This is a genomic window from Paenibacillus gansuensis (assembly GCF_042684925.1).
GTDB classification, from domain to species: domain Bacteria; phylum Bacillota; class Bacilli; order Paenibacillales; family DY6; genus Paenibacillus_N; species Paenibacillus_N gansuensis.
This window is the reverse complement of the sequence record NZ_JBHUME010000002.1, coordinates 681,107-701,140: the sequence shown is the minus strand read 5'-3', so window position 1 is coordinate 701,140 and position 20,034 is coordinate 681,107. Positions and strand designations below refer to the sequence as shown.

At 53.0% G+C, this 20,034-nt stretch carries 18 protein-coding genes; 14 read left to right on the top strand and 4 right to left on the bottom strand.

Features of this window, described 5'->3' with window-relative positions:
- Positions 1-30: 30 nt before the first annotated feature.
- On the bottom strand, positions 31-339 hold the full coding sequence (locus ACFSUF_RS03200) for a winged helix-turn-helix transcriptional regulator (protein ID WP_377600028.1): 309 nt from the start codon (positions 337-339) through the stop codon (positions 31-33).
- Positions 340-472: 133 nt separating this feature from the next.
- On the opposite strand from ACFSUF_RS03200, the gene ACFSUF_RS03195 reads away from it, so the two are divergent.
- Entirely contained in the window at positions 473-1,651 is a 1,179-nt protein-coding gene (locus ACFSUF_RS03195) for an MFS transporter (protein WP_377600025.1), read from the top strand.
- A 12-nt stretch (positions 1,652-1,663) separates the two neighbouring features.
- On the opposite strand, the gene ACFSUF_RS03190 is transcribed toward ACFSUF_RS03195, so the two are convergent.
- Both ACFSUF_RS03190 and ACFSUF_RS03185 read right to left on the bottom strand, forming a co-directional pair.
- The gene (locus tag ACFSUF_RS03190) at positions 1,664-2,263 is read right to left on the bottom strand and encodes a TetR/AcrR family transcriptional regulator (protein WP_377600023.1); all 600 of its coding nucleotides are present in this window, start codon (positions 2,261-2,263) and stop codon (positions 1,664-1,666) included.
- Between the two features lie 17 nt (positions 2,264-2,280).
- Positions 2,281-3,342, bottom strand: a complete 1,062-nt coding sequence (locus ACFSUF_RS03185; RefSeq protein WP_377600020.1) for an alpha/beta fold hydrolase — start codon at positions 3,340-3,342, stop codon at positions 2,281-2,283.
- Positions 3,343-3,533: 191 nt separating this feature from the next.
- Between ACFSUF_RS03185 and ACFSUF_RS03180 the strand changes: the two genes are divergently transcribed.
- Together ACFSUF_RS03180 and sigJ are read left to right on the top strand one after the other, a co-directional pair.
- Positions 3,534-4,826, top strand: coding sequence for a phytoene desaturase family protein (locus ACFSUF_RS03180; protein ID WP_377600017.1), 1,293 nt, complete (start codon positions 3,534-3,536; stop codon positions 4,824-4,826).
- A gap of 13 nt (positions 4,827-4,839) precedes the next feature.
- Positions 4,840-5,727, top strand: coding sequence for an RNA polymerase sigma factor SigJ (gene sigJ / locus ACFSUF_RS03175; RefSeq protein WP_377600014.1), 888 nt, complete (start codon positions 4,840-4,842; stop codon positions 5,725-5,727).
- 78 nt (positions 5,728-5,805) lie between these two features.
- Here sigJ and ACFSUF_RS03170 read toward each other — a convergent pair whose 3' ends face one another.
- Entirely contained in the window at positions 5,806-6,438 is a 633-nt protein-coding gene (locus tag ACFSUF_RS03170; RefSeq protein WP_377600011.1) for an aminotransferase, read from the bottom strand.
- Positions 6,439-6,678: 240 nt separating this feature from the next.
- Here ACFSUF_RS03170 and ACFSUF_RS03165 point away from each other — a divergent pair, with 240 nt between their 5' ends.
- The 11 genes from ACFSUF_RS03165 to rlmD all read left to right on the top strand — a co-directional run bounded on the left by ACFSUF_RS03165 (position 6,679) and on the right by rlmD (position 19,948).
- A complete protein-coding gene (locus tag ACFSUF_RS03165; protein WP_377600009.1) occupies positions 6,679-6,972 on the top strand; it encodes a YerC/YecD family TrpR-related protein in 294 nt (97 codons plus the stop codon).
- A gap of 722 nt (positions 6,973-7,694) precedes the next feature.
- Complete coding sequence (locus ACFSUF_RS03160) at positions 7,695-8,042, top strand: DoxX family protein (RefSeq protein ID WP_377600007.1); 348 nt, start codon at positions 7,695-7,697, stop codon at positions 8,040-8,042.
- A gap of 170 nt (positions 8,043-8,212) precedes the next feature.
- A complete protein-coding gene (locus ACFSUF_RS03155) occupies positions 8,213-9,169 on the top strand; it encodes a sensor domain-containing diguanylate cyclase (protein WP_377600005.1) in 957 nt (318 codons plus the stop codon).
- 277 nt (positions 9,170-9,446) lie between these two features.
- Positions 9,447-10,376 (top strand): carbohydrate ABC transporter permease, encoded by a 930-nt coding sequence (locus ACFSUF_RS03150; protein ID WP_377600242.1) that lies wholly within the window; start codon positions 9,447-9,449, stop codon positions 10,374-10,376.
- Entirely contained in the window at positions 10,373-11,212 is an 840-nt protein-coding gene (locus ACFSUF_RS03145; RefSeq protein ID WP_377600003.1) for a carbohydrate ABC transporter permease, read from the top strand. Before ACFSUF_RS03150 ends, ACFSUF_RS03145 begins: the two co-directional genes overlap by 4 nt.
- Before the next feature lie 59 nt (positions 11,213-11,271).
- Positions 11,272-13,062: a cache domain-containing sensor histidine kinase gene (locus tag ACFSUF_RS03140; protein WP_377600002.1), complete on the top strand. Its 1,791-nt coding sequence runs from the start codon at positions 11,272-11,274 to the stop codon at positions 13,060-13,062.
- Positions 13,037-14,638, top strand: a complete 1,602-nt coding sequence (locus ACFSUF_RS03135; protein WP_377600000.1) for a response regulator transcription factor — start codon at positions 13,037-13,039, stop codon at positions 14,636-14,638. The genes ACFSUF_RS03140 and ACFSUF_RS03135 overlap by 26 nt, the downstream gene beginning before the upstream one ends.
- 112 nt (positions 14,639-14,750) lie before the next feature.
- Complete coding sequence (locus ACFSUF_RS03130; RefSeq protein WP_377599999.1) at positions 14,751-16,073, top strand: ABC transporter substrate-binding protein; 1,323 nt, start codon at positions 14,751-14,753, stop codon at positions 16,071-16,073.
- A gap of 263 nt (positions 16,074-16,336) precedes the next feature.
- Positions 16,337-17,248 carry a sirohydrochlorin chelatase gene (locus ACFSUF_RS03125; protein ID WP_377599998.1) on the top strand — a complete coding sequence of 304 codons (912 nt, stop codon included), beginning with the start codon at positions 16,337-16,339 and terminating at the stop codon, positions 17,246-17,248.
- A gap of 36 nt (positions 17,249-17,284) precedes the next feature.
- Positions 17,285-18,199 (top strand): diacylglycerol kinase, encoded by a 915-nt coding sequence (locus ACFSUF_RS03120; protein ID WP_377599996.1) that lies wholly within the window; start codon positions 17,285-17,287, stop codon positions 18,197-18,199.
- A gap of 195 nt (positions 18,200-18,394) precedes the next feature.
- Positions 18,395-19,948: a 23S rRNA (uracil(1939)-C(5))-methyltransferase RlmD gene (rlmD, locus tag ACFSUF_RS03115; RefSeq protein WP_377599994.1), complete on the top strand. Its 1,554-nt coding sequence runs from the start codon at positions 18,395-18,397 to the stop codon at positions 19,946-19,948.
- The last annotated feature ends 86 nt before the right edge of the window (positions 19,949-20,034 follow it).

The window sequence follows — 20,034 nt, the reverse complement described above, 5'->3', positions numbered from 1 at the left end:
CGGAGGTTTTTTTCCGCACAATATGATTCGTCACGCCCAACGCTCCGCCCATTGCTCCATTTGTTTCAACGCCTGAAAGAATTCCTCGCCTTTGGGGGTCAAAGAGTATTCCACTGTGATGGGAACTGAAGGGGTGACCTCGCGCAGGACCATGCCGTGCTGCTCCAAATGACGAAGGGCATTCGTCAGCGATTGGGTGCTGATCATAGGCAAATCCTTGTTAAGTTGGTTGAAACGTCTAGGACTGCTTGCTAATTCGGCGATGAGGCGATAGCCCCATTTGGAGTTGAGAATCTGCAATACGGTACAGATCGCTTCCGGTTTATCTTCGTATTCCATGATCGTTCACCTGCTTTACATGAAGGTAGTCAAAACGGTTTGAGCTGCTCCATTCCTTTTGCGTACTTACATAATGTTTGTTGCTTACTTATAATAACCTTAAAGCGGAAACAAGAAAGGGAGGATGACAAGGATGGATAGAAACGGGATGACAGTGTATGTACTGGCTTTAGGTGTATTTTTCACAGCGACCTCTGAGTTAATTATAGGGGGAATTCTTCCGCAAGTCGCGCGCGATTTGAACATTTCCGTCGGCTTGGCAGGGCAGCTGATTACGTTTTACTCTCTGGCTTTTGCTATTGGAACACCGGCCTTGGTGCTTATGACTTCCAGGATGGACCGCAAGCGGGTACTACTCGGATCACTGGGGCTTTATCTAGCTGGCAGTTTCATCGCGTTCAGCAGCAGCGGCTTCGCTATGGCTGTGGTTTCCCGGATTGTACTGGGCGCCAGCTCGGGCCTGTTCCTCGTTACTTCTTTTTCCGTTGCACCGAAGCTGGTTGCTCCCGAAAAATTAGGCGGCGCTATAGCTACGATTATACTAGGTTTTAGCGGGGCGTTGGTGCTAGGTGTTCCTATAGGTGTTGCCATTACAGAGTTGCGGGATTGGCGGAGCAGTTTTCTATTGTTATTTGTGCTAAGCCTCGTACTGCTCTATGTGATCTATAAACTGGTGCCGAAGATGGAAGGGCAGGCGCCTGTGCCTTTGAAAAAACAAGTAAGTGTACTTGGCAGCACGGTTGTCGTCAGCGGGCTGGCGCTCAGCTTTTTTCGGGAAACAGGTACTTCCGCGTTCTATTCGTATTTGTCACCTTATTTAAAAGAGATATTACACATGGACCCGGCGCGGATCGGAGCAGTTATACTTGTGCTTGGCGTGATCGGGGCGCTCGGTTCGCGTGCTGGAGGCTTCATCATAGACCGATGGGGGGCAAAGCGTGCCATCGCGGCAAGTTTGATGCTGCAACTGGCTGCATTGGCGCTGCTGCCGCCAGCTTCGTCTGTACCGCAGCTTGCCTTGGTCCTGTTAGCTCTTATTATACTGGCCATGTTCATTGGGGGGCCGGCGCTTCAGACCTATTTTTTGCAGCAGGAACCGGATTCCGCGAATATGGTCATGAGCTTGAACATGTCTGTCGTACACTTAGGCTTAGCCGCCGGTGCCGGAATCGGCGGTACTGCTCTCGACTCTCTGGACACCGTCTCATATCACCCTTGGGTCGCAGGCATCGGATTATTGCTCGCTTTAGCAGCCGGAGCGGCGGGTCTGGCAGCTGCCAAAATCCGAAGGTCTGTGCAGGAAGTCAGGTAAAAGTGCAACAAATCAGGGTTTCGGACTCCCCAACATCCGCATCAACACATCCACATCAGGCATACCATAAGGCTGATGCTCCTGCTCCTGTACAATCAAGCTGTTTACAACAGAAAAATACCAGGAAAGCAGCTTGCGCGGATCTCCCTCTGTGAATTGGCCGTCACGCTGCCCCTGCTCAACAACGGGGACCATCGGATCGGTAAAAGCAAGGTCGCGGTGGTTTTGAAAAATTGCTTTCACCGCTTCAGGCACCGCCTCGTTCTTGCGGGTTCTTTCCATCAGCATAAATGCGTATTTATGATTCACATCCAGCATGTTCTCGGTTAACGCTTTGATCTGCTCGTAAGGCGTGCCGGGGAGGTGAGGGAGATGTTCCAACTCGCGTCGTGCTTCGTCCATCAGTTCCTGCACAATTTCCGTAAACAGTTCGTCTTTGGAGCTGTAGTGCCGGTAGATCAATCCTTCGCTGATCCCGGCCTCGGCAGCAATCATGCTGGTTTTGGTGCCGGCAAATCCTTTGCGCGCAAACAGCTTCATCGCCGTCTGCTTGATCTGTTCCCTGCGTTCGTCGCGGATGCGTTCCAGTTGTTGTTTGTTTAAAGGGGACAAGGGGTGTCTCTCCGTTCTTATCGTGATGCATCTATTGTATCAAAAGTTTCCTCCAGCGCCCATGGCCGCACCCTCCGCATCAGTTCTTCGTAAAACTGCCCCGGTCTGGCAAAACAGGCAAGGTGGCCCGCCTCCCGAATCAGCACAAATTCCTTATGGGGCGCCTCGACCCGATCAAAAAAATCCTTAGCCGTAACCGTCGGCGTAATTACATCGGAATCTCCTTGGAACAGAAAAAACGGCACTTCAAACTGAGTCCCAATTCGTCCGGCATAGTCGAAATTCATAAACTCATCAAACAGATAGTCTAGTGTAAAATGCATACCTTTCATGATAACGGACAGGTCGCGCAGCGTGTGGTGGGGGGAAGAGAGCATAGAAGGCAGCATAAGGTCCATGATCATATGAGGAACCTGAGGCGAGGCGTTGACAAGGATCCGATTTCTGCGGTCAAAATCTTTTCGGGTCCACTTTCTGGCAGCAGGCCCCATCTTCTTTACGAGCTCGACTCCCTTAGGAAGTCCGGCAGTCTGCAATGCTTTCAGAGCCGATTCGTACCCCAGGTGCATGGGATCAGGCGTATTCTGGTCCGTACCGATATAAGCGTAAAATAAATCCGGACGCTGCCGTGCCATCATCGCCCCGGTTAAACTGCCTGCGGAGCTTCCAATCAGAATCAGTTTCCGCTGGCCCAGTCTCTTCAACACATATTCGGTCACTTCCATGCCATCCTGAACGAGACGGTCAAATGTAATCCGGCCGCTTCCGTCAACGCCATTCTTACGAAACGTATGGCCAGCCCCGCGCTGATCCCATTGCACTACGGTAAAATCTTGTTCCCATTCCCTAAGCAGAGGGGTGAAAACAGTGTAGGGGGAACCCGGGCCTCCATGGAGAAACAGGAGCACCGGGTTGCTGCGGTCTTCCCCCCGGATCGTAATCCACTGCTCGATGCCTCCGATCGTTACATAGGAAGATTCCACGATGCAGCCTTGCTTGGTCATTTCCAGCTTCCGAGCATGGTTACGCCGATTCCAAGTTCTCAGGAAAAGATCGGGTAGGAGCGTTTTTTTACTCACATAAAGCATCTCCTTTAATAATGAGTGAATTACTTACTCATCATTAAACTCCCTTTTCCCCCTCCTGTCAATGGTCAAAAGCACCTCTCCGAAATCAAGTAACAGCCGGCAAAAAAATGAACCAAGCTGAATGTCACATTCTGAACGCCTTCCCCGTTACATGTGTAAACCAAGTGGGAGGCTGATGAAAGATGGATACAACATACGATGTTGCGGTAGTGGGCGGAGGCATAGCAGGGTTAACGGCGGCAATTTATGCGGCGAAAGCGGGGCAGCGCACCATTGTTTTGGAGCAGCAGCAGCGGTTAGGCGGCCGGGCGGTCACGAATGAGAAGGAAGGCGTGTACTTCAACTTAGGTGCGCATGCTTTGTTCAAAGGGGAAGCCTATGAAACGTTTAAAGAACTGGGCGTTCGCCTGGAAGGGAGCCAGCCTGACGTCAACGCATACGGCATATGGAAGAAGGAATTGTGCCTCATGCCCATGAGTTTATCCAGCTTGGTGCAGTCGCCTCTACTGTCATGGAAAGGAAAAATGGAGTTCGGCAAGTGGTTTGCGAAACTAGGGACAGCGGATACGAGCAAGTGGAACCGGATCAGCGTCCGGGATTGGGTGGAACATGAGCTTTCGGATCCGATGCTCCGGAATTTGTTTTACTCCTTGTTGCGCACCGCGAGCTATGCGATGGCACCAGAGCTGCAGACAGCGGGACCTGTTCTGAAGCAGCTGCAGCGTTCGTTGAAAGGCGTGTTCTATGTTGACAGGGGCTGGGGGAGTATAGTGGAACAGCTTCGCGGGATTGCCTTAAGTCACGGCGTCGAATGTGCCGTCGGTTGGAAGGCGTCGTCCGTGGAACAGGAGAACGGGCGGGTCCGTTCGGTGACGAACGCGGAAGGAACAAGGATTCCGGCAGCGAATATCATTATAACCGCACCGCCGGCCGCAGCATGTAAGCTCATCGCCGATTCTGAACAAACGGCACTCCACAGATGGGCAAAGCAAGCGGTCCCTGTGACGGCAGCATGTCTGGATGTCGGGCTGCGCAGCCTGCCTAAACCGGATCATAACTTTATCTACGGGTTGGATCAGCCGGTATTTTTGACGGACCAGTCCCGCAGCGGCAAACCGCGGTCTGCTGTGATGAGCGAGGACGGCACCCATTCCGTAAGCCTGCTGAAATACCAGGGTCCGCAGCCGGATGCGAAACGGGATGAGCTGGATTTAGAGGCCGTGCTGGATCTGGCCCAGCCCGGGTGGCGTGAGCTGACAGCTGCACGGCAGTATCTGCCCAAAATGACAGTCGTACACGACTTCCCCCATATGAACCGGACTGAGCTCCCGGGACCTGCCGTTCCTGAAATTCAGGGGCTGTATGTGGCAGGGGACTGGGTGTCCCATGGCGAACTCCTTGTTGATGCTTCGGCAGCCAGCGCCAAACGTGCCGTTCAGCATCTTGTGCAAGGGAAGCAAGCCGTAATTGCCTAGAGAGGATAAATTTATGAGCACTACTTCACTCTATGAAATGTATCAGCCTTTGCTTTTTTCGTTAGCTTACCGCATGTTAGGCAGTGTGATGGACGCGGAAGATATCGTGCAGGAAACGTTTATCGCTTTTGACCGCCTCCCCGGCCAGGAAGACATTGAACACAAGAAGGCCTATTTGAGCAAAATGGTGACGAACCGCTGCCTGGACCTCATCCGCTCGTCAGCCAGGCAGCGTGAGGTGTACGTTGGGCCTTGGCTTCCGGAGCCTTTGCTGGACGTGAAAGGGGACCCCTCCGATCCGTCCCGGCTGTATTTGCAGGAAGAGACCATATCTACTGCGTATTTGTTATTGCTGCAGCAGTTGAACGCCGTGGAACGCGCAGTGTTCCTGCTTCATGAAGTATTCAGCTACTCTTACGATGAAATTGCAGGCATGGTAGGCAAAAGCACGGCGAACTGCAGGCAAATCTGCCGCCGGGCCAAAAACAGCATCCACTATGACCCGGCCGAACAACCCTCTTACTCGGTTGTTGAAGCCAAAGTAAAAGAGTTCGTCCAATCGATGATGAACGGAAATGTAGACCGGATTTTGGAGCTGGTCAGCGAGGATGTGGCTTTCTACTCCGACGGCGGCGGCAAGGTAATGGCAGCCCGAGTCCCTGTTCACGGCGCGGCCAATGTGATCCAACTGATGCAGAACCTGCTGAAAATGTATGCAGGAAAGTATACCGGTTCCTTTATTACAGTGAACCGGATGCCCGGATTGCTGTTATCCGTCGGCGAGCAGCATTATGTATACTCTTTTGCTGTGAAAGACGATCGGATCCAGGCCATCTATAATGTGGCTAATCCGGATAAACTCAGACATCTCCAAAGAAGCATAGGAAGGCCCCGGCCGTAAGAAGCCGGAGCCTTCTTTTTTGTCCTAGGGAAGCACAGGCTGGGTGATGTGCTCAACTGTCATGTTTAGGAGGCGGCCTTACCTCCGGCTTTTGCCCTTAGTGCGGCGGCCTTTGCCTTTGTAGCTGCTCCGCTTCCGCTTGCGGCGTCTGCGTACGGGGATGTCATCGTCGTCATCGTCGGCTTTTTTCTTCCCGAACGAGGTGGCAAGCAGCTTGAACATCGGCGCAAACTGCTGCACGCTGTTCATAAACTTCTGGGCTTTCGTCATCGTGTTGACGATGCCTTCAATGCCGCCCATCCGCTCTACGAAAGCGGAAATGTCCTTCAGATTCGGCAGCTTGCTGCCGCCTGAGGCTGCGCCGCCACCGCCGCCGAGCAGGCCGCCTAGGCCGCCACCGCCACCTCCGCCACCGCCAGCGGCACCGCCGCCGCCGAACAAACCGCCGCCTCCACTGCCTCCTGGGGCGCCGCCGCCAAACAGCCCGCCGCCACCGCCGCCGTAACCTTGCCCGGGAGCTCCGGCAGGAAACTGGCCGGCTCCCGGCGAATATCCTTGCGTGTAGAAATCGGCGCCGCCGAGACCGCTCTGTCCGCCGCCGGACAGAAGCTGGCTGTCGTATCCTGCCGCCGGATAGGCCGACACTGTAGGCCGGTGCACGACTACGCCTCCGTTGTTGCGGTATGCCGCGTACTTATCTCTTTGAACCATTTTGGTCACACCCTTATTTTGCAGTTATAGTGCCCTGACATCCTGAACGTGTTCTCCGCTCAAGCACAGGGATGTTAGTGTAGTTTATGTTGTGGGCGGGTGCGCGGATTGGACGAATGTCCCGGGTGCGGGATTTTTATCGGGAGAGGGGCCTAGTGTGCGGTTGGTAGCGCGTCAATGCTTGAATCCTTTAAGCAAATAAAGTAAACTAAAACCATGACATAGTAGGGGTTGATAGAGTTGCAGCTGAAGAAGTTGAACGACAAGACGATAGACCAGTTATTCGAATCCATTTTGACGCTGAAGAGTGTTGAGGAATGTTATATATTTTTTGATGATTTGTGCACGGTGAACGAGATCCAATCCCTGTCCCAACGGTTGGAAGTGGCGCGGATGCTGGGCAAAGGCTGCACGTACAACCAGATCGAAGCGGAGACCGGCGCGAGCACGGCGACCATTTCCCGGGTTAAGCGCTGCTTGAACTACGGCAACGACGGGTACAAAATGGCCCTCGACCGCATCGACCGAACCTAGTAAACCCAAGAAACCGATTCCAGATAGGGATCGGTTTTTTTGTGCGCGCGTTAGGTGGTAAGCGGCGAACCAAGCTGATCCTGTAGTCCGCTCGCAGATTATGCGGTTTGTTTCGCGTCCTGTTGGCATGCTGCCGCTGGTCCGTCGTCGTTTAACGAACTCCACACACGCTATTTCGATGAAAATCGGGCATTTTGGAACGTAACGAACCCCACAATCGTTATTCAGCCGATTTCTCGCCTCAAAGTGAGTTTTTGCGCTAAATAGCGTGTCTACAGTTCGTTAGACTCAAAACTGGCTCATTTGTAGGCAAATAGCGTTTGTAGGATTCGTTAGGATGCTGGTCTGCTGTCTGTGGATTAAATTTGCGCTCGCCCGGACCTTTGATGTTGTGTATTCCTCTACTCCACACAGCCATCCCTGTTGTCTTCCCCAGAGCAGCATGAACCCTCGGTCCAGGCCGGATTCAACAGGGATAAAAGCTCCCGCAGCTTCATACGATGTTCTGAAGAAAGGTTTCCAAGTAAGCCCTCGGCAACTTCCGCCTGCAGGGAATTGACTTTGTTGATTTGAGCTGCATGAACATCGGGCGCAGACGGGGACCGGGCAGCTCAAAAGCCATATCGAGCGATCGAATCCGCGCTTCAAACTCGCGCTGCAAAGTATGATAGGTGCGAATCAGTGCGTATATGACATCTACGGCCAGCAAGGGGGACTTATTCATGCACATTGTTTCGATTGTTTTGCAAGTGTTGTTAGGGGCTGCGTTTTTACTGTTTGCATCCGGCAAGCTGACAGGCCAGCAAATGCAGGTAGATAACTTCAACCATCTGAGGCTGCCTCCATGGTTCCGTATCGTAACTGGTCTTGTTCACGTTGTCGGTGCGGCCGGCATGATCGCAGGGATTTGGGTAGAGGGCCTGGCGAGCTGGGCTGGACTGTGGATTGGCGTAACCATGCTGTTCGCCGTCATCTTCCATCTTCGTGTCGGGGATTCGTTCGGCAAAGCGCTGCCGGCGTTGGTGCTGGCGGTACTGGCTTTTGCGGTGACGGTCATTAACGGGTTTTAAGGTTAACTGTATGAATTAAATTTCGGGACAAAAATAGACCGCTAGGAACAGCGGTCTATTTTTTTTGCTACCAGAGCTATATATTGTTAAAAAGGACTTACCAAACTTCCCGCGCCGGATTACAATAAGTAGATAGATTCCATGATATTAATGGCAAGGGGAAATGCAGTATGGCGATATCTTTGAGCGAGCTGGGGATGTACCGGAACTTCGATGAGATGGCCGATGATGTTTTGCAGATGGCAAATGAAGTGATGCAGGACAAGCTGGTTTATATCAGCGCACTGACAGCGGCCCAACAGATTATCCTGAAAGTGTTGGAGAACCACAACGGGAGCATCATTCCGGAAGGACTCGCGATCAACCGGGAACAAACCGTCTGTAACAGGATTGATTTTGAACATAATGCACCATTGATTTTCGAAGATATCAGTAAGGAAAGCTGTCTGGAACCGATGCGGGAGCTGCTGAAAGGGGCCAACATCAATTCGTATATCGGCGTACCGATTATACTTACCAATGGGGATGTGTTCGGTACCTTGTGTGCAGTCCATCCGGCGGCAGCTAAATTCGACAGCAGTGAAATCGCCATGTTCCGCAGAATCGCCAAAATGTTCGCCTACTATTTGGAACTGGAACGGCTGGCTTATAGAGATGCATTAACAGGCTTATATAACAGGCAGTACCTTGTCCAAACCTTCCCGGAAACGTCGGATCGGGGCGGAAGCTTGTTTTTTCTGGATATGGACGGGTTCAAAAATGTAAACGATCAGCTGGGCCACGACGCCGGGGATGAAGTTCTTAAAGATGTCGCAGGCAGGCTTACAAAATACATGGAAACACACAAAGGGTATGCCGTTCGGCTCGGAGGGGACGAGTTTATCGTGAATTTCCCGGAGCTGTTGGACCCTCAGGAGATTGAGCAGCATGCCAAAGCCATTCTTGAGCGTCTATCGGCTTGGGATGAGAAATTCCTTTTGACCGTCAGCATGGGCATCGTCACCTACACTTCGCTGGATGCGAACAAGCTCAACGAGCTGCTCAAACAGGCGGACACCGCGCTGTACCAGGCTAAGGCGAAGGGGAAGAACACGTTTCAATGGTATGTATCTGAGAGGGTGCAGTGAAGTTAGGTAACAGCAGGTAGAGGGAAGAACCCATGCAGAGATGCATGGGTTTTGTTGTTAAGCGCGCCCAGCTAAGTTAGGCATAACTGGCCGGTGTAAGTCCGGCGAGGTAAGAATCGTATCGCCTCGGTGCTTTTTCGTAAAATATTGAAAGAATTTGTACATCTCTCACCTACAGCAATCGGGAAACGGCCCGTATACTTAAGTTTAAGTAAAGGAAAAATCCGTTCATAGGTGGGTGATCTCGATAGATACGCAATCTACAATACCTGTCGCTGTGGCGAAAGCGCAGCCGAGGTCAGGAATTCGGCAATATTTGAAGCGGTGGAATGCGCCGTTCGCAGGTTATTTGTTTATCGCTCCCTGGCTTATCGGCTTTCTGGTTCTTCAGCTGTGGCCAATCATTCAATCGTTCTATTTATCCTTCACAGAATACTCTTTGCTGGAGGCCCCGCAATGGATCGGAACCAAAAATTTCGAAGCCATCGCAAACGACAGACTATTCTACAACTCGCTGAAGGTTACCTTCACATACGTGCTGGCCTCCGTCCCGTTGAAGCTGGCTGCGGCGCTAGGCGTTGCGATGCTTCTGAGCCGGGCGATCCGCGGCATATCGTTGTACCGGACCGTCATTTATTTGCCTTCCCTGATTGGCGGCAGCCTGGCGGTTGCGGTGTTGTGGAAAAATATCTTCGGCATAGACGGCTTTATCAACAAGCTGGGCGTGGTTATCGGAATCACGCCGAAAAACTGGATCGGCAGCCCGGAAACGGCGATTTGGACACTGATTCTCCTCACCTGCTGGCAGTTCGGTTCGGCGATGATCATTTTCCTAGCAGGGCTTAAACAAATTCCTTCCGAGCTTTACGAGGCTTCCTCGGTAGACGGAGCGTCAAAGTTCAGGCAGTTTTTCATGATTACACTGCCTATGTTATCCCCTGTCATCTTGTTCAACTTGATCATGGGGATAATCAATTCTTTTCAGGCGTTCACCTCGGCCTATATCGTAACGAACGGCGGACCGATCAACTCGACGGAAGTGTACGCGCTGTTTCTTTATAACAAGGCGTTCGGCAGCCTGGAGATGGGCTACGCTTCCGCACTCGCCTGGATTCTGCTTGTGATTGTAAGTATCTTCACCCTTGCGAATTTCCTTGCCTCCAAATATTGGGTGTTCTACGAATCGGAAACGGGGTCGGGCAAATGAAGAAGCAGCTGACATGGAAAGGCAAGCTGGTGACGCACGCTATCCTCATCGCGTTCAGCCTTATGATGATATATCCGGTGCTTTGGTGGGTGTTCGCCTCGTTTAAAACGACGGAGGATCTTACCCGGGCCTCCCTGCTGCCGGCCGTATGGGTATGGGAAAATTACCCGAACGGATGGAACGCGCTGCCCACGTATACGTTCACCTATTTTTATCTGAACAGCTTGAAGGTCAATATTGCCGGTACCGTGCTGCACGTGGCTGCGGCGAGCCTGGTTGCCTTTGGCTTTGCCCGGCTGACGTTTCCGTTGAAGAACTTCTGGTTCTCAATCCTACTGCTGACGATCATGCTTCCGCATCAGGTCACACTGATCCCGCAGTACGCCATGTTTCACTCCTTCGGCTGGATCAACACGTATTTGCCTTTGGTCGTACCGGCGGCGATGGGAGGCGCGTTCTTCATTTTCCTGATCGTGCAGTTCATTCGGAGTATACCGAAGGAGCTTGACGAATCGGCCAAAATCGACGGCTGCAGCTGGTTCGGGATCTACTGGCGAATCATTATGCCCCTGACCAAGCCTGCGCTTGTGTCCGCGACCATCTTCTCCTTTATCTGGGGCTGGGAGGACTATTTCGGTCCGCTGATTTACTTGAATTCGGTCGATAAATACACGATACCGCTTGCACTGCGGATGTTTATCGATACCCAATCTGCCGTAGCATGGGGGCAGCTTCTTGCTATGTCCCTGCTGTCTATCGTTCCGCCGGTGCTCATCTTTTTCTTAGCCCAAAAGCATTTTGTAGAGGGCATTGCGACCACTGGGCTCAAAGGGTAATATGGTAAGAAAAATGGCTGCGAATTTCGCAGCTTTTTGGTTTATCCGGGAGGGCTGTCATGCTGAGAGTGAATCCGTTTCGCCGCTATCGGATCGATTATGTGCTGTTCTTAAGCTTTGCTGTGTTCATCGCACTATTAATCGCTGTCATTTCAGGTGTCAGTTACTATTTGTCCGCACGTGATCAGGCCGCCAGTACATCGTTTTATCAGCAGGGAATGCTGAAGGAACTGAATAAACAGCTTGCCATTCAGCTGAGAACTGTGGAGCAAACCTCGCTCGCGCTGTCCCAGAATTCGGCGTTTCTGAACTACATGAATTTAAAAGGCGACTATTACCCGAGGAATAAAGCGAGGATGGATGTAAGCCAGGATTATCTGAATCCGATTGTCAACAGCTCGCCGTTTCTTCACTCCATCGAGGTCTACATGGATGAACCTACCGTAATTGACACCATGAGCGACGTGCAGTTTTTGCCCCGGGAGTATATGAAGGAACAGGCTTGGTATCCATTGGTTGAGAAGGCGGATTTTGTGTGGATCGGAGGAAGGGAGGCCGGTGCTTCCCAAGGCAACCTGCCGGTGCTCAGCTTCGTTCGGCATATTTCATCGAACTCGAATCCGAATTTGGGTTATTTGGTGATGAATGTGAAGTTGAAAGCGCTGCAGCAACTCCTCAGCGGGGATAAGTCGGCGGCACACCGGATGGTGATCGATGGCGGGGATCGGCTGTTGATGAGTACGCGCCCGGTCCCCTACCACAAGGAGCTGGAACAGCTAATGGAGCACATAGAGGGAGAATCGGGGTACAAGCATAATCATTTGGCGAAGGAGAGCCTGCATCCCGAGAAAGATCTCCTTATGGTCTGGACTAAATCGTTCCAGGAAGGCTGGCAGCTTGTGGAGCTGACGCCTTGGCGGGATATTACGCGCGGAAGTATAAAGCTGGCGAAGACGCTCGTCCTGGTGGGGGGCGCGTCGGTCATAGCAGCGCTCTTCTTTACACTATTCCTGGCAAGAAATTTCACGGCACCGATCCGTCAGCTGCTTACTCTAATGAGCGCCTATTCCGTTGGACGTCAGATCAAGGAATTCCCGGAGACGTACCGGAATGAGTTCGGAAGCTTATTCGGCGGCTACCGCAAGCTGATTGAACGTATCGAAGAGCTGTACGCTTCACTTGAACGGCAATATAAAGCGCAGCGCGAAGCGGAAATCAAGGCGCTTCAGGCCATGATCAACCCGCATTTTCTCTACAATACGCTGGATCAGCTGAACTGGATGGCGATTGAGGCCGGTCAGAACCGGATCAGTCACGTGCTGGAATTAATGGGCCGTATGTTCCGCATCGGCCTGTCGAACGGTGAGAGCTTCATCCCGCTGGACGATGAGCTTGCGCATGTGGAGTGCTACCTGCAGATTCAGCAGCTGAAGTGGGAAGAAGGTTTGAGCTATTCCGTTGAAATAGACGATGGTTTGCGGGAGCTGCTCATTCCCAAGCTTACGCTGCAACCGTTCGTGGAGAACGCGATTCTTCACGGCTTCCATGGCCGGCTTACGGGTGCGGTCCATATACGGATAACCGGTCAGGGGGAAGGCGTCCTATGCCGTATCACCGATAACGGCACCGGTATCCCTCCGGATTGGAACAAGATGCGGCGCAGAAAAACTGGCGGCTATGGGATACGCAACGTGATGGAACGGGTCCAGGCGTATTTCGGGCCATCGTACGGTATAACCATTGACAGACGTGCTGAAGGGGGCACCGAGGTCCTCATTTTCATACCGCGAATAGTTCAGCAGCTGGAGCTGGGAGGCGACGAACATGTGGAAAATCGTAATTGTGGATGATGACCGGCAAACGCTTCATGGGATGAAACGACTGATTCCGTGGGAGCAGCTGGATCTCGAGCTTGTCGGTGAGGCCATGGACGGGGAAGCGGGGGCCCGCATCATCACGGAGCAGGAACCGGATATAGTGATATCGGATATATACATGCCTGTGAAAAACGGACTCGACATGATAGATCAGCTCAGGCGGGAGCAGTTTCCGGGAAAAATTGTGATCCTCAGCGGCTACTCGGACTTCGAATACGCGCGCCAGGCGCTTCGTCTCGGGGTGGATGATTATTTATCGAAGCCGATCACAGTGAATACGCTGAAGGATGTTCTTGGAAAGCTCATCGCCGAGCTCGAAGAGAGGAATATGCACAGGGTCGAAGAGAATGAATTGAGACGTAAGCTTGAGCTCTATGAGCCGTTTGTCGAGCAAGAACGGATTCGGGGATGGGTCACCGGTATGATGCCAGTAAACGACATAGTTACAGTAGAGGACGATGGCGCATATCTTGCGATGGTTCTCGAGATTGTTCGAAACGACCGTATGGAGGGGATGAATACCCGCAATTGGAATTTATTCAGGTTTGCCGTTGGCAACATCGTCAAGGAGCTGAAGCAGCTTCATGGTATGGAGGGATATTTTGTAGAGCTGCATGGGCATTATATGGCGCTGCTCTTAAAGCAGCCTCAGGCATTTGCGGAAGAAAGGTTTAGTACCCAAGCGGAGCAGTTGGCGAGAAGCGTCATTGAAGCAGCTGCCCATTATTTGCGTATCCGAATGCAGGTCGGGATAGGCAGGATCAAGCCTATGCTAAGCTGTGCGGCGGAATCTACGGAAGAGGCGTTCCAAGCGCTTCATGACCGACGTACTACCCCGGATACGACGGTGCCGGTATTCCGTTACAATCCCAAGGGTGCCGACAAAGATCCGTCGGTTGAGCTTCAGAGCGTCCGCTTTTATCAAGAAATGGCGGAGGCACTGCGAGGCTTGGAGGCATCCCGGGCGGAAGCTGCGCTTGTGACTTACTGCGGGAAGATTGCGAAATATCCGGCGTTGTCCTCAGCGATGCTTCAGCAGACGGCTTCGGAGTTGTGGGCGATTTTCTCCTACACGATGTATTCTTCCGGTATTCTCCTTGAAGATAGCTTTCCCCAAGAGGAAGTGCACCGCAGGATCCGGTCGATTTCGGTTCTGGAGCAGTTCAAGGAGTGGGCCGGGTCGCAGGTTTCCGAGATTTGCAGAAGATTCAGCCGCAGCGAGAATTTGAAGCACAAGCAGGCTGTTGATTTCATGACCGATTACATCCACGAGCATTACGCGGAGGATATCCGTCTTGCTGAACTGGCGGAGAAGGTGTTCATTTCCCGTAATTATTTAAGTAATATTTTTCGGAGCTCAACGGGAGAGACGTTTAACGATTACGTAACCAGGGTGCGTATGGAGAAGGCGAAGTGCATGATCATGGAAGGGAAGCTGATGATCTACGAAATCGCCGAACGTGTTGGGTACAAGAACGTGCCGTATTTCACCACGTTGTTCAAGAAGCACACGGGGCGGAATCCGAGCGATTATGTAAAAATCCCCTAGCTGAAACATTCGTAAAATAATGAAAGAGATTGTGCATCTCTCACATAGTCAGGTGTTCCCGAAGCAGGTACGATAAGCCTGTGGAATAAAATAAAGAAAGGGGATACGATCAATGAAACGAATAAAAGGAATGAAACTTACGGCCGTTTTACTCTCATCTCTGCTTTTGGGCTTATCTGTAAGCGCTTGCGGTGTGAAGGAGGAAGCCGCCCCCGCCAACGCGCCAGGCGCATCGGAAGTGTCCCCCGGCAAAACTCCGGTAAACCTGCGCATTTTATGGTGGGGTTCGCAGCCTCGCCATGACGCTACTTTGAAGGCGCTGGAGGCATACACCAAGAAGAATCCTCATGTCACGTTCGAACCCGAATATCAGGCGTTCGACGGATATGTAGACAAGCTGACGACGCAAGCGGCGGCACGAAATACGCCGGATGTGTTCCAAATGGATGCGGCATGGTTTAACGATTGGGCGAGCTCAGGCCGGCTGGCCGATCTTTCGACGGTCAATACGAACGAAGTGGACAAGGCGCTGCTCGATACCGGGACATATGAAGGCAAGGTGTTTGCGGTACCCCTGGGCAATAACGCGCTCGGAATGATTTATAACAAGGTCGTATTCGACAAACTCGGAGTGCAGCCGCCGAAAACGTATGACGAACTGTTTCAATTAGCGAAGGATATCAAACCGAAGCTGGCTAAGGACCAATATTTAATAAAGGACTTAACTGTTGACAACACGGCGTTTACCTCTTTCCAGCTTAGCCGGGGAAAAGGCTATCCGCGGACAGCCGAAGGCAAATTTAATTATGACAAAGACAGCTGGATTACCTATATGGCCAAAATGCAGGAGCTTCGCAAAGGCGGATTTATGACACCGCCGGACGTAACAGTATCGGATAAAAATTTTGATGCGAAGATGGACCTGCTCGGACAAGAGAAGATCATGATGAAGCTTTCGCATGCGGCCGAATTGGGCGGCTTCGATTCCTTGAAACCGGGAAGTTTCGCCTTAATACCGCTGCCGAGAGGCACGGAAGCAGGCAGTTGGGTGAAGGCGTCCATGTACTGGAGCGTCAGCCCCGACAGCAAGAAGCAGGAAGAAGCAAAGAAGTTCATCGATTGGTTCATTAACGATAAAGAGGCGGCTGATATTCTTGGCACGAGCCGCGGGATGCCGGTATCCAAGCCAATTGTCGAGTACTTGATGCCGAAGTTCAATGCCAATGACAAGGCGGGCAATGCGCTCATCGCGGAGGTCGTGAAAGACGGCGGCAAGTCATTCGATCCGGGTCCCGGAACGAAGGGCGGTTGGGCAAAGTTTGCTTCAAACAAGGAGTATGACAATATCGTGCAGCAAATCATGTTTGACAAAATGACACCCCAGCAAGGCTGGGAGGAAGTCATGAAGCTGGCAAAGGAAGTGGAACAGAAGTAACATCATCCCCAAAGGGGATAAGCACGGAGGAGCCGTATGCGATGACCCGCACGTACGGATCTGTGAAGGCCCATGCAATTGCGCATGGGCCTACTCTATTTTGTCGCTCCCCGGCAAGCTATTTTTCGGGTGTCATATACTGAACGCTATATTTTATTGCAATCTAGGCCAGGAGAAGCGGGGTTTTGTTGACTTTCTCCCCCCGTTTCGATAGCATGAAATTAGCTGGAAAAGACTCGGAAAATTGAAAGGAGAGGTCTCGCATGGCCTTTCAGGATGAGATGGAGCAAGCCCTTGAGGCGGCTGGGTTTGCGGAGGACGGGCAATCGGAGGCAGGACCTGCGGAGGTTGGGTCAAAAGCTGCAGAAGGTAAGTCTAAGGCGGATTCCCGCCGTTACGGGGTGCTGATTATCAGTCACGGTTCGCGCAGTCCGGAATGGGTGCGGCTGGTGGATGAAGCGGTGAGCCAGGTGAAGGTGCCGGAGGGCGTGCCGGTCGAGTGCTCGTTCCTCGAAATTGTCGAGGGGCGGCTGATCCAGGACGGAATAGACCGGCTGGAAGCGGCAGGCGTGACGGACATCATCGCCGTGCCGCTGTTCGTGTCCTCGGGCAGTACGCACGTGGACGAGATCAGCTGGTCGCTCGGCGTAGTACCGGAGCCGAAGCTGGAAACCGACCTGCCGTATATGAGGCGGTCGGCCCGGGTTCATTGGACGGGTCCGATTGATGCGGACCCGGACATCGCAGCACTGATGTGGGAGAAAGTACGGGAGCTGTCGACCGTACCGTCCCGCGAAGTGCTGCTGGTGGTGGGCCATGGCAGCAAGGAAGCTGGCTTCCACGAAGCGTGGCAGGAAGTGCTGCGCTCGCTGGCGGAGCAGATCGGGCGGCTGGGCGGTTTTGCCGCCGTGGATACGGCTATGCTGCTGCCGGAACAAGCGGGAGAGAAGGTTCGCCGGTGGACCGCGGAACGCCCGGATTGGGGCGTGGTGGTGGCGCCATTTTTCTTGAGTGAGGGGTATTTTACGGAAACGGTGATTCCCGGCAGGCTGGAAGGGTTAGATTACCGATATAACGGGCGGGCGCTGCTCCCCGATCCGCTGCTGGCGCGGTGGATGGAGAAACGGATTGATGCGGTGTTGAACGGCGGGGCCGATATTTTGGCGGGCTCCTGAATATAGATAGTAGAAAAGGCGTTGGGTGATGATCGCATGGTGAGAAGAGCAAGGTTGATCTATAATCCGTCCTCTGGACGGGAGGAAATCAAGCGGCGGCTGCCGGAAATTCTGCAGCGGCTGGAGCAGGGCGGCATCGAAACTTCCTGCCATGCGACCATCGGCGAAGGGGATGCTACGCTGGCGGCAGCCGAGGCGATTGAGCGGGGCTTCGACATCATCATTGCGGCGGGCGGCGACGGAACGCTGTACGAGGTCATCAACGGCATGGCGGACAAGGAGTACCGGCCTCAACTGGGGATTTTGCCGCTCGGGACTACGAATGATTTTGCGCGTGCGCTGGGGATTCCGAAGGCTTTGGAGTATGCCTGCGACCTGATCATCCAGGGCTACACCCAGCCGATCGATGTGGGCAAGGCGAACAACAAGTACTTCATTAATATTGCCGGCGGCGGGTCCCTGACGGAGCTCACGTATGAGGTGCCCAGCAAGCTGAAGACCATGATCGGACAACTGGCATATTATATGAAGGGCCTGGAAAAGCTGCCGCGGTTGCGCCCGATTGAGATTTACCTGACGGCGGAGGAAGTACAGCTGCACGAGGAAGTCATGCTGTTCCTAATCGCCAACAGCAACTCGGTAGGCGGCTTCGAGAAGCTGGCGCCGGATGCGAGCTTGAACGACGGCATGTTCGACGTGCTCATTTTGAAAAAATGTAACTTAGCAGAGTTCATCCGAATCGCCGGCATGGCGCTGCGCGGGGAGCATATGAATGATCCTCATGTTATTTATTTTCAGACGAAGCATGTGCAGATCACGACAACCGACTATGTGCAGCTCAACCTCGACGGAGAGTTCGGCGGCGTGCTGCCTTGCACGTTTGAGATGCTGCCTTCGCATTTGCAGATTTTTGTGGATGAGAACGGGAAGAGTACTTATACGACGCATTGATGTGAAATGGGAAAAGCGTTTGTGGGCTTGAATATCTTATCAACCCCCAAAACCTTTGCAAGTGTGGATGTTGGACTTCGGCGGAATCGGTTATAATGGAAATCATAGAGCGGAACCAGGCGGGGAGCAGAGATGCTCCTTGTTATTGTTTTGGCGGGAAAACAATTCAGATAGCGATGGAGTGGACTTATAGATATGGCTAGCAAGCGAAAATGGCGCGGAGGCGGCGCAGGACGCCAGCAGGGTGCGGCGGGGAACCGGGCACAAACCACGGAGCCCAAAGAACGGGACGATCTGCCTGTCTCCAAAAATGAAGAGGTCATCGCCGACATTATCGGCCTGAGCCACGACGGCGAGGGTGTGGGGCGTGCGAACGGGTTCACGCTGTTTGTGCAGGGTGCGCTGCCTGGGGAGAAGGTCCGGGCTAAGGTGATGAAGGTCAAGAAAAGCTACGGTTACGCCAAATTGCTGGAGATATTGGAGGCGAGCCCGAACCGGGTAGAGGCACCTTGCCCGATCTACAAGCAGTGCGGCGGCTGTCAGCTGCAGCATCTCAGCTACGAGGCCCAGCTGGAGCAAAAGCGCCAGCAAGTGGTGGACAACCTGGAGCGGATCGGGAAACTGACGGTTGCTCCGGCGGGTGCTTCAAGTATAACTTCAAGTGGCCAAACATCGGCTGCCTCCGCTCTTGGCGGCTCTGCATCTAATGAAACAGACGGGATCATCGTTCATCCGACCCTTGGTATGGAGGATCCTTGGCGGTACCGGAACAAGGCGCAGGTTCCTTTTGGTGAGGAAGAGGGCGGCTTGGTGGGCGGCTTTTATGCGCAGGGCAGCCATCGGATCATTGATATGGAAGCTTGTCTGATCCAGCATGAAAAGAACGACGACGTCGTGCGCCGGATCAAAGAGATCGGGAGCCGTTTGGGCGTGCGCGCTTATAACGAAGAGAGCGGGACAGGCCTGCTGCGCCATGTGGTCGTGAAATACGGCTTCAAAACTGGCGAAATCATGGTCGTCCTCGTGACGAACGGGGACAAAATCCCACATGTGGATGAGTGGATTGCAGGTATTCGTGCAGTCATACCAGGTGTGGAGAGCATTTGTCAGAACGTGAATACGGCTCGGACGAATGTGATTTTTGGGGATGTGACTCGTGTCTTATGGGGCCGCGAGGTTATCTATGATGCGATAGGTGATGTAAAGTTCGCAATTTCGGCGCGAAGCTTTTATCAGGTGAACCCGGTACAAACCGAGGTCCTGTACGGGAAAGCTTTGGAGTACGCGGCATTGACAGGTCAGGAGACCGTCATTGACGCGTACTGCGGGATTGGGACGATCACCCTGTTCCTGGCACAGCATGCGAAGCATGTGTACGGCGTTGAGATCGTCCCTGAAGCGATCTCCGACGCGCGCGGCAATGCCCTGCTGAACGGAATCACGAACGCCGACTTTGCCGTGGGCAAAGCGGAGGAAGTGATTCCCGCGTGGAAGCAGCAGGGCATCTCCGCCGACGTCGTCGTCGTGGACCCGCCGCGCAAGGGCTGCGACGCCGTGCTGCTCGACACGTTGGTCACGATGCGCCCCGAGCGCATCGTGTACGTGTCGTGCAACCCGGCTACGCTCGCGCGCGACCTGCGTCACCTCGTAGACGGCGGCTACCGCGTCGCCGAGGTGACGCCAGTGGATATGTTTCCGCATACGGTGCATGTGGAGTGCTGTTTACTGTTAGTGTGGAATGGAAAATAATAAACGAAAAGTAACGGTGGTTAATCCCCTCCTGTAAACGCGGAGGGGATTTTTAATTGGGAGGGGAGAGGAACAACTTACACCTA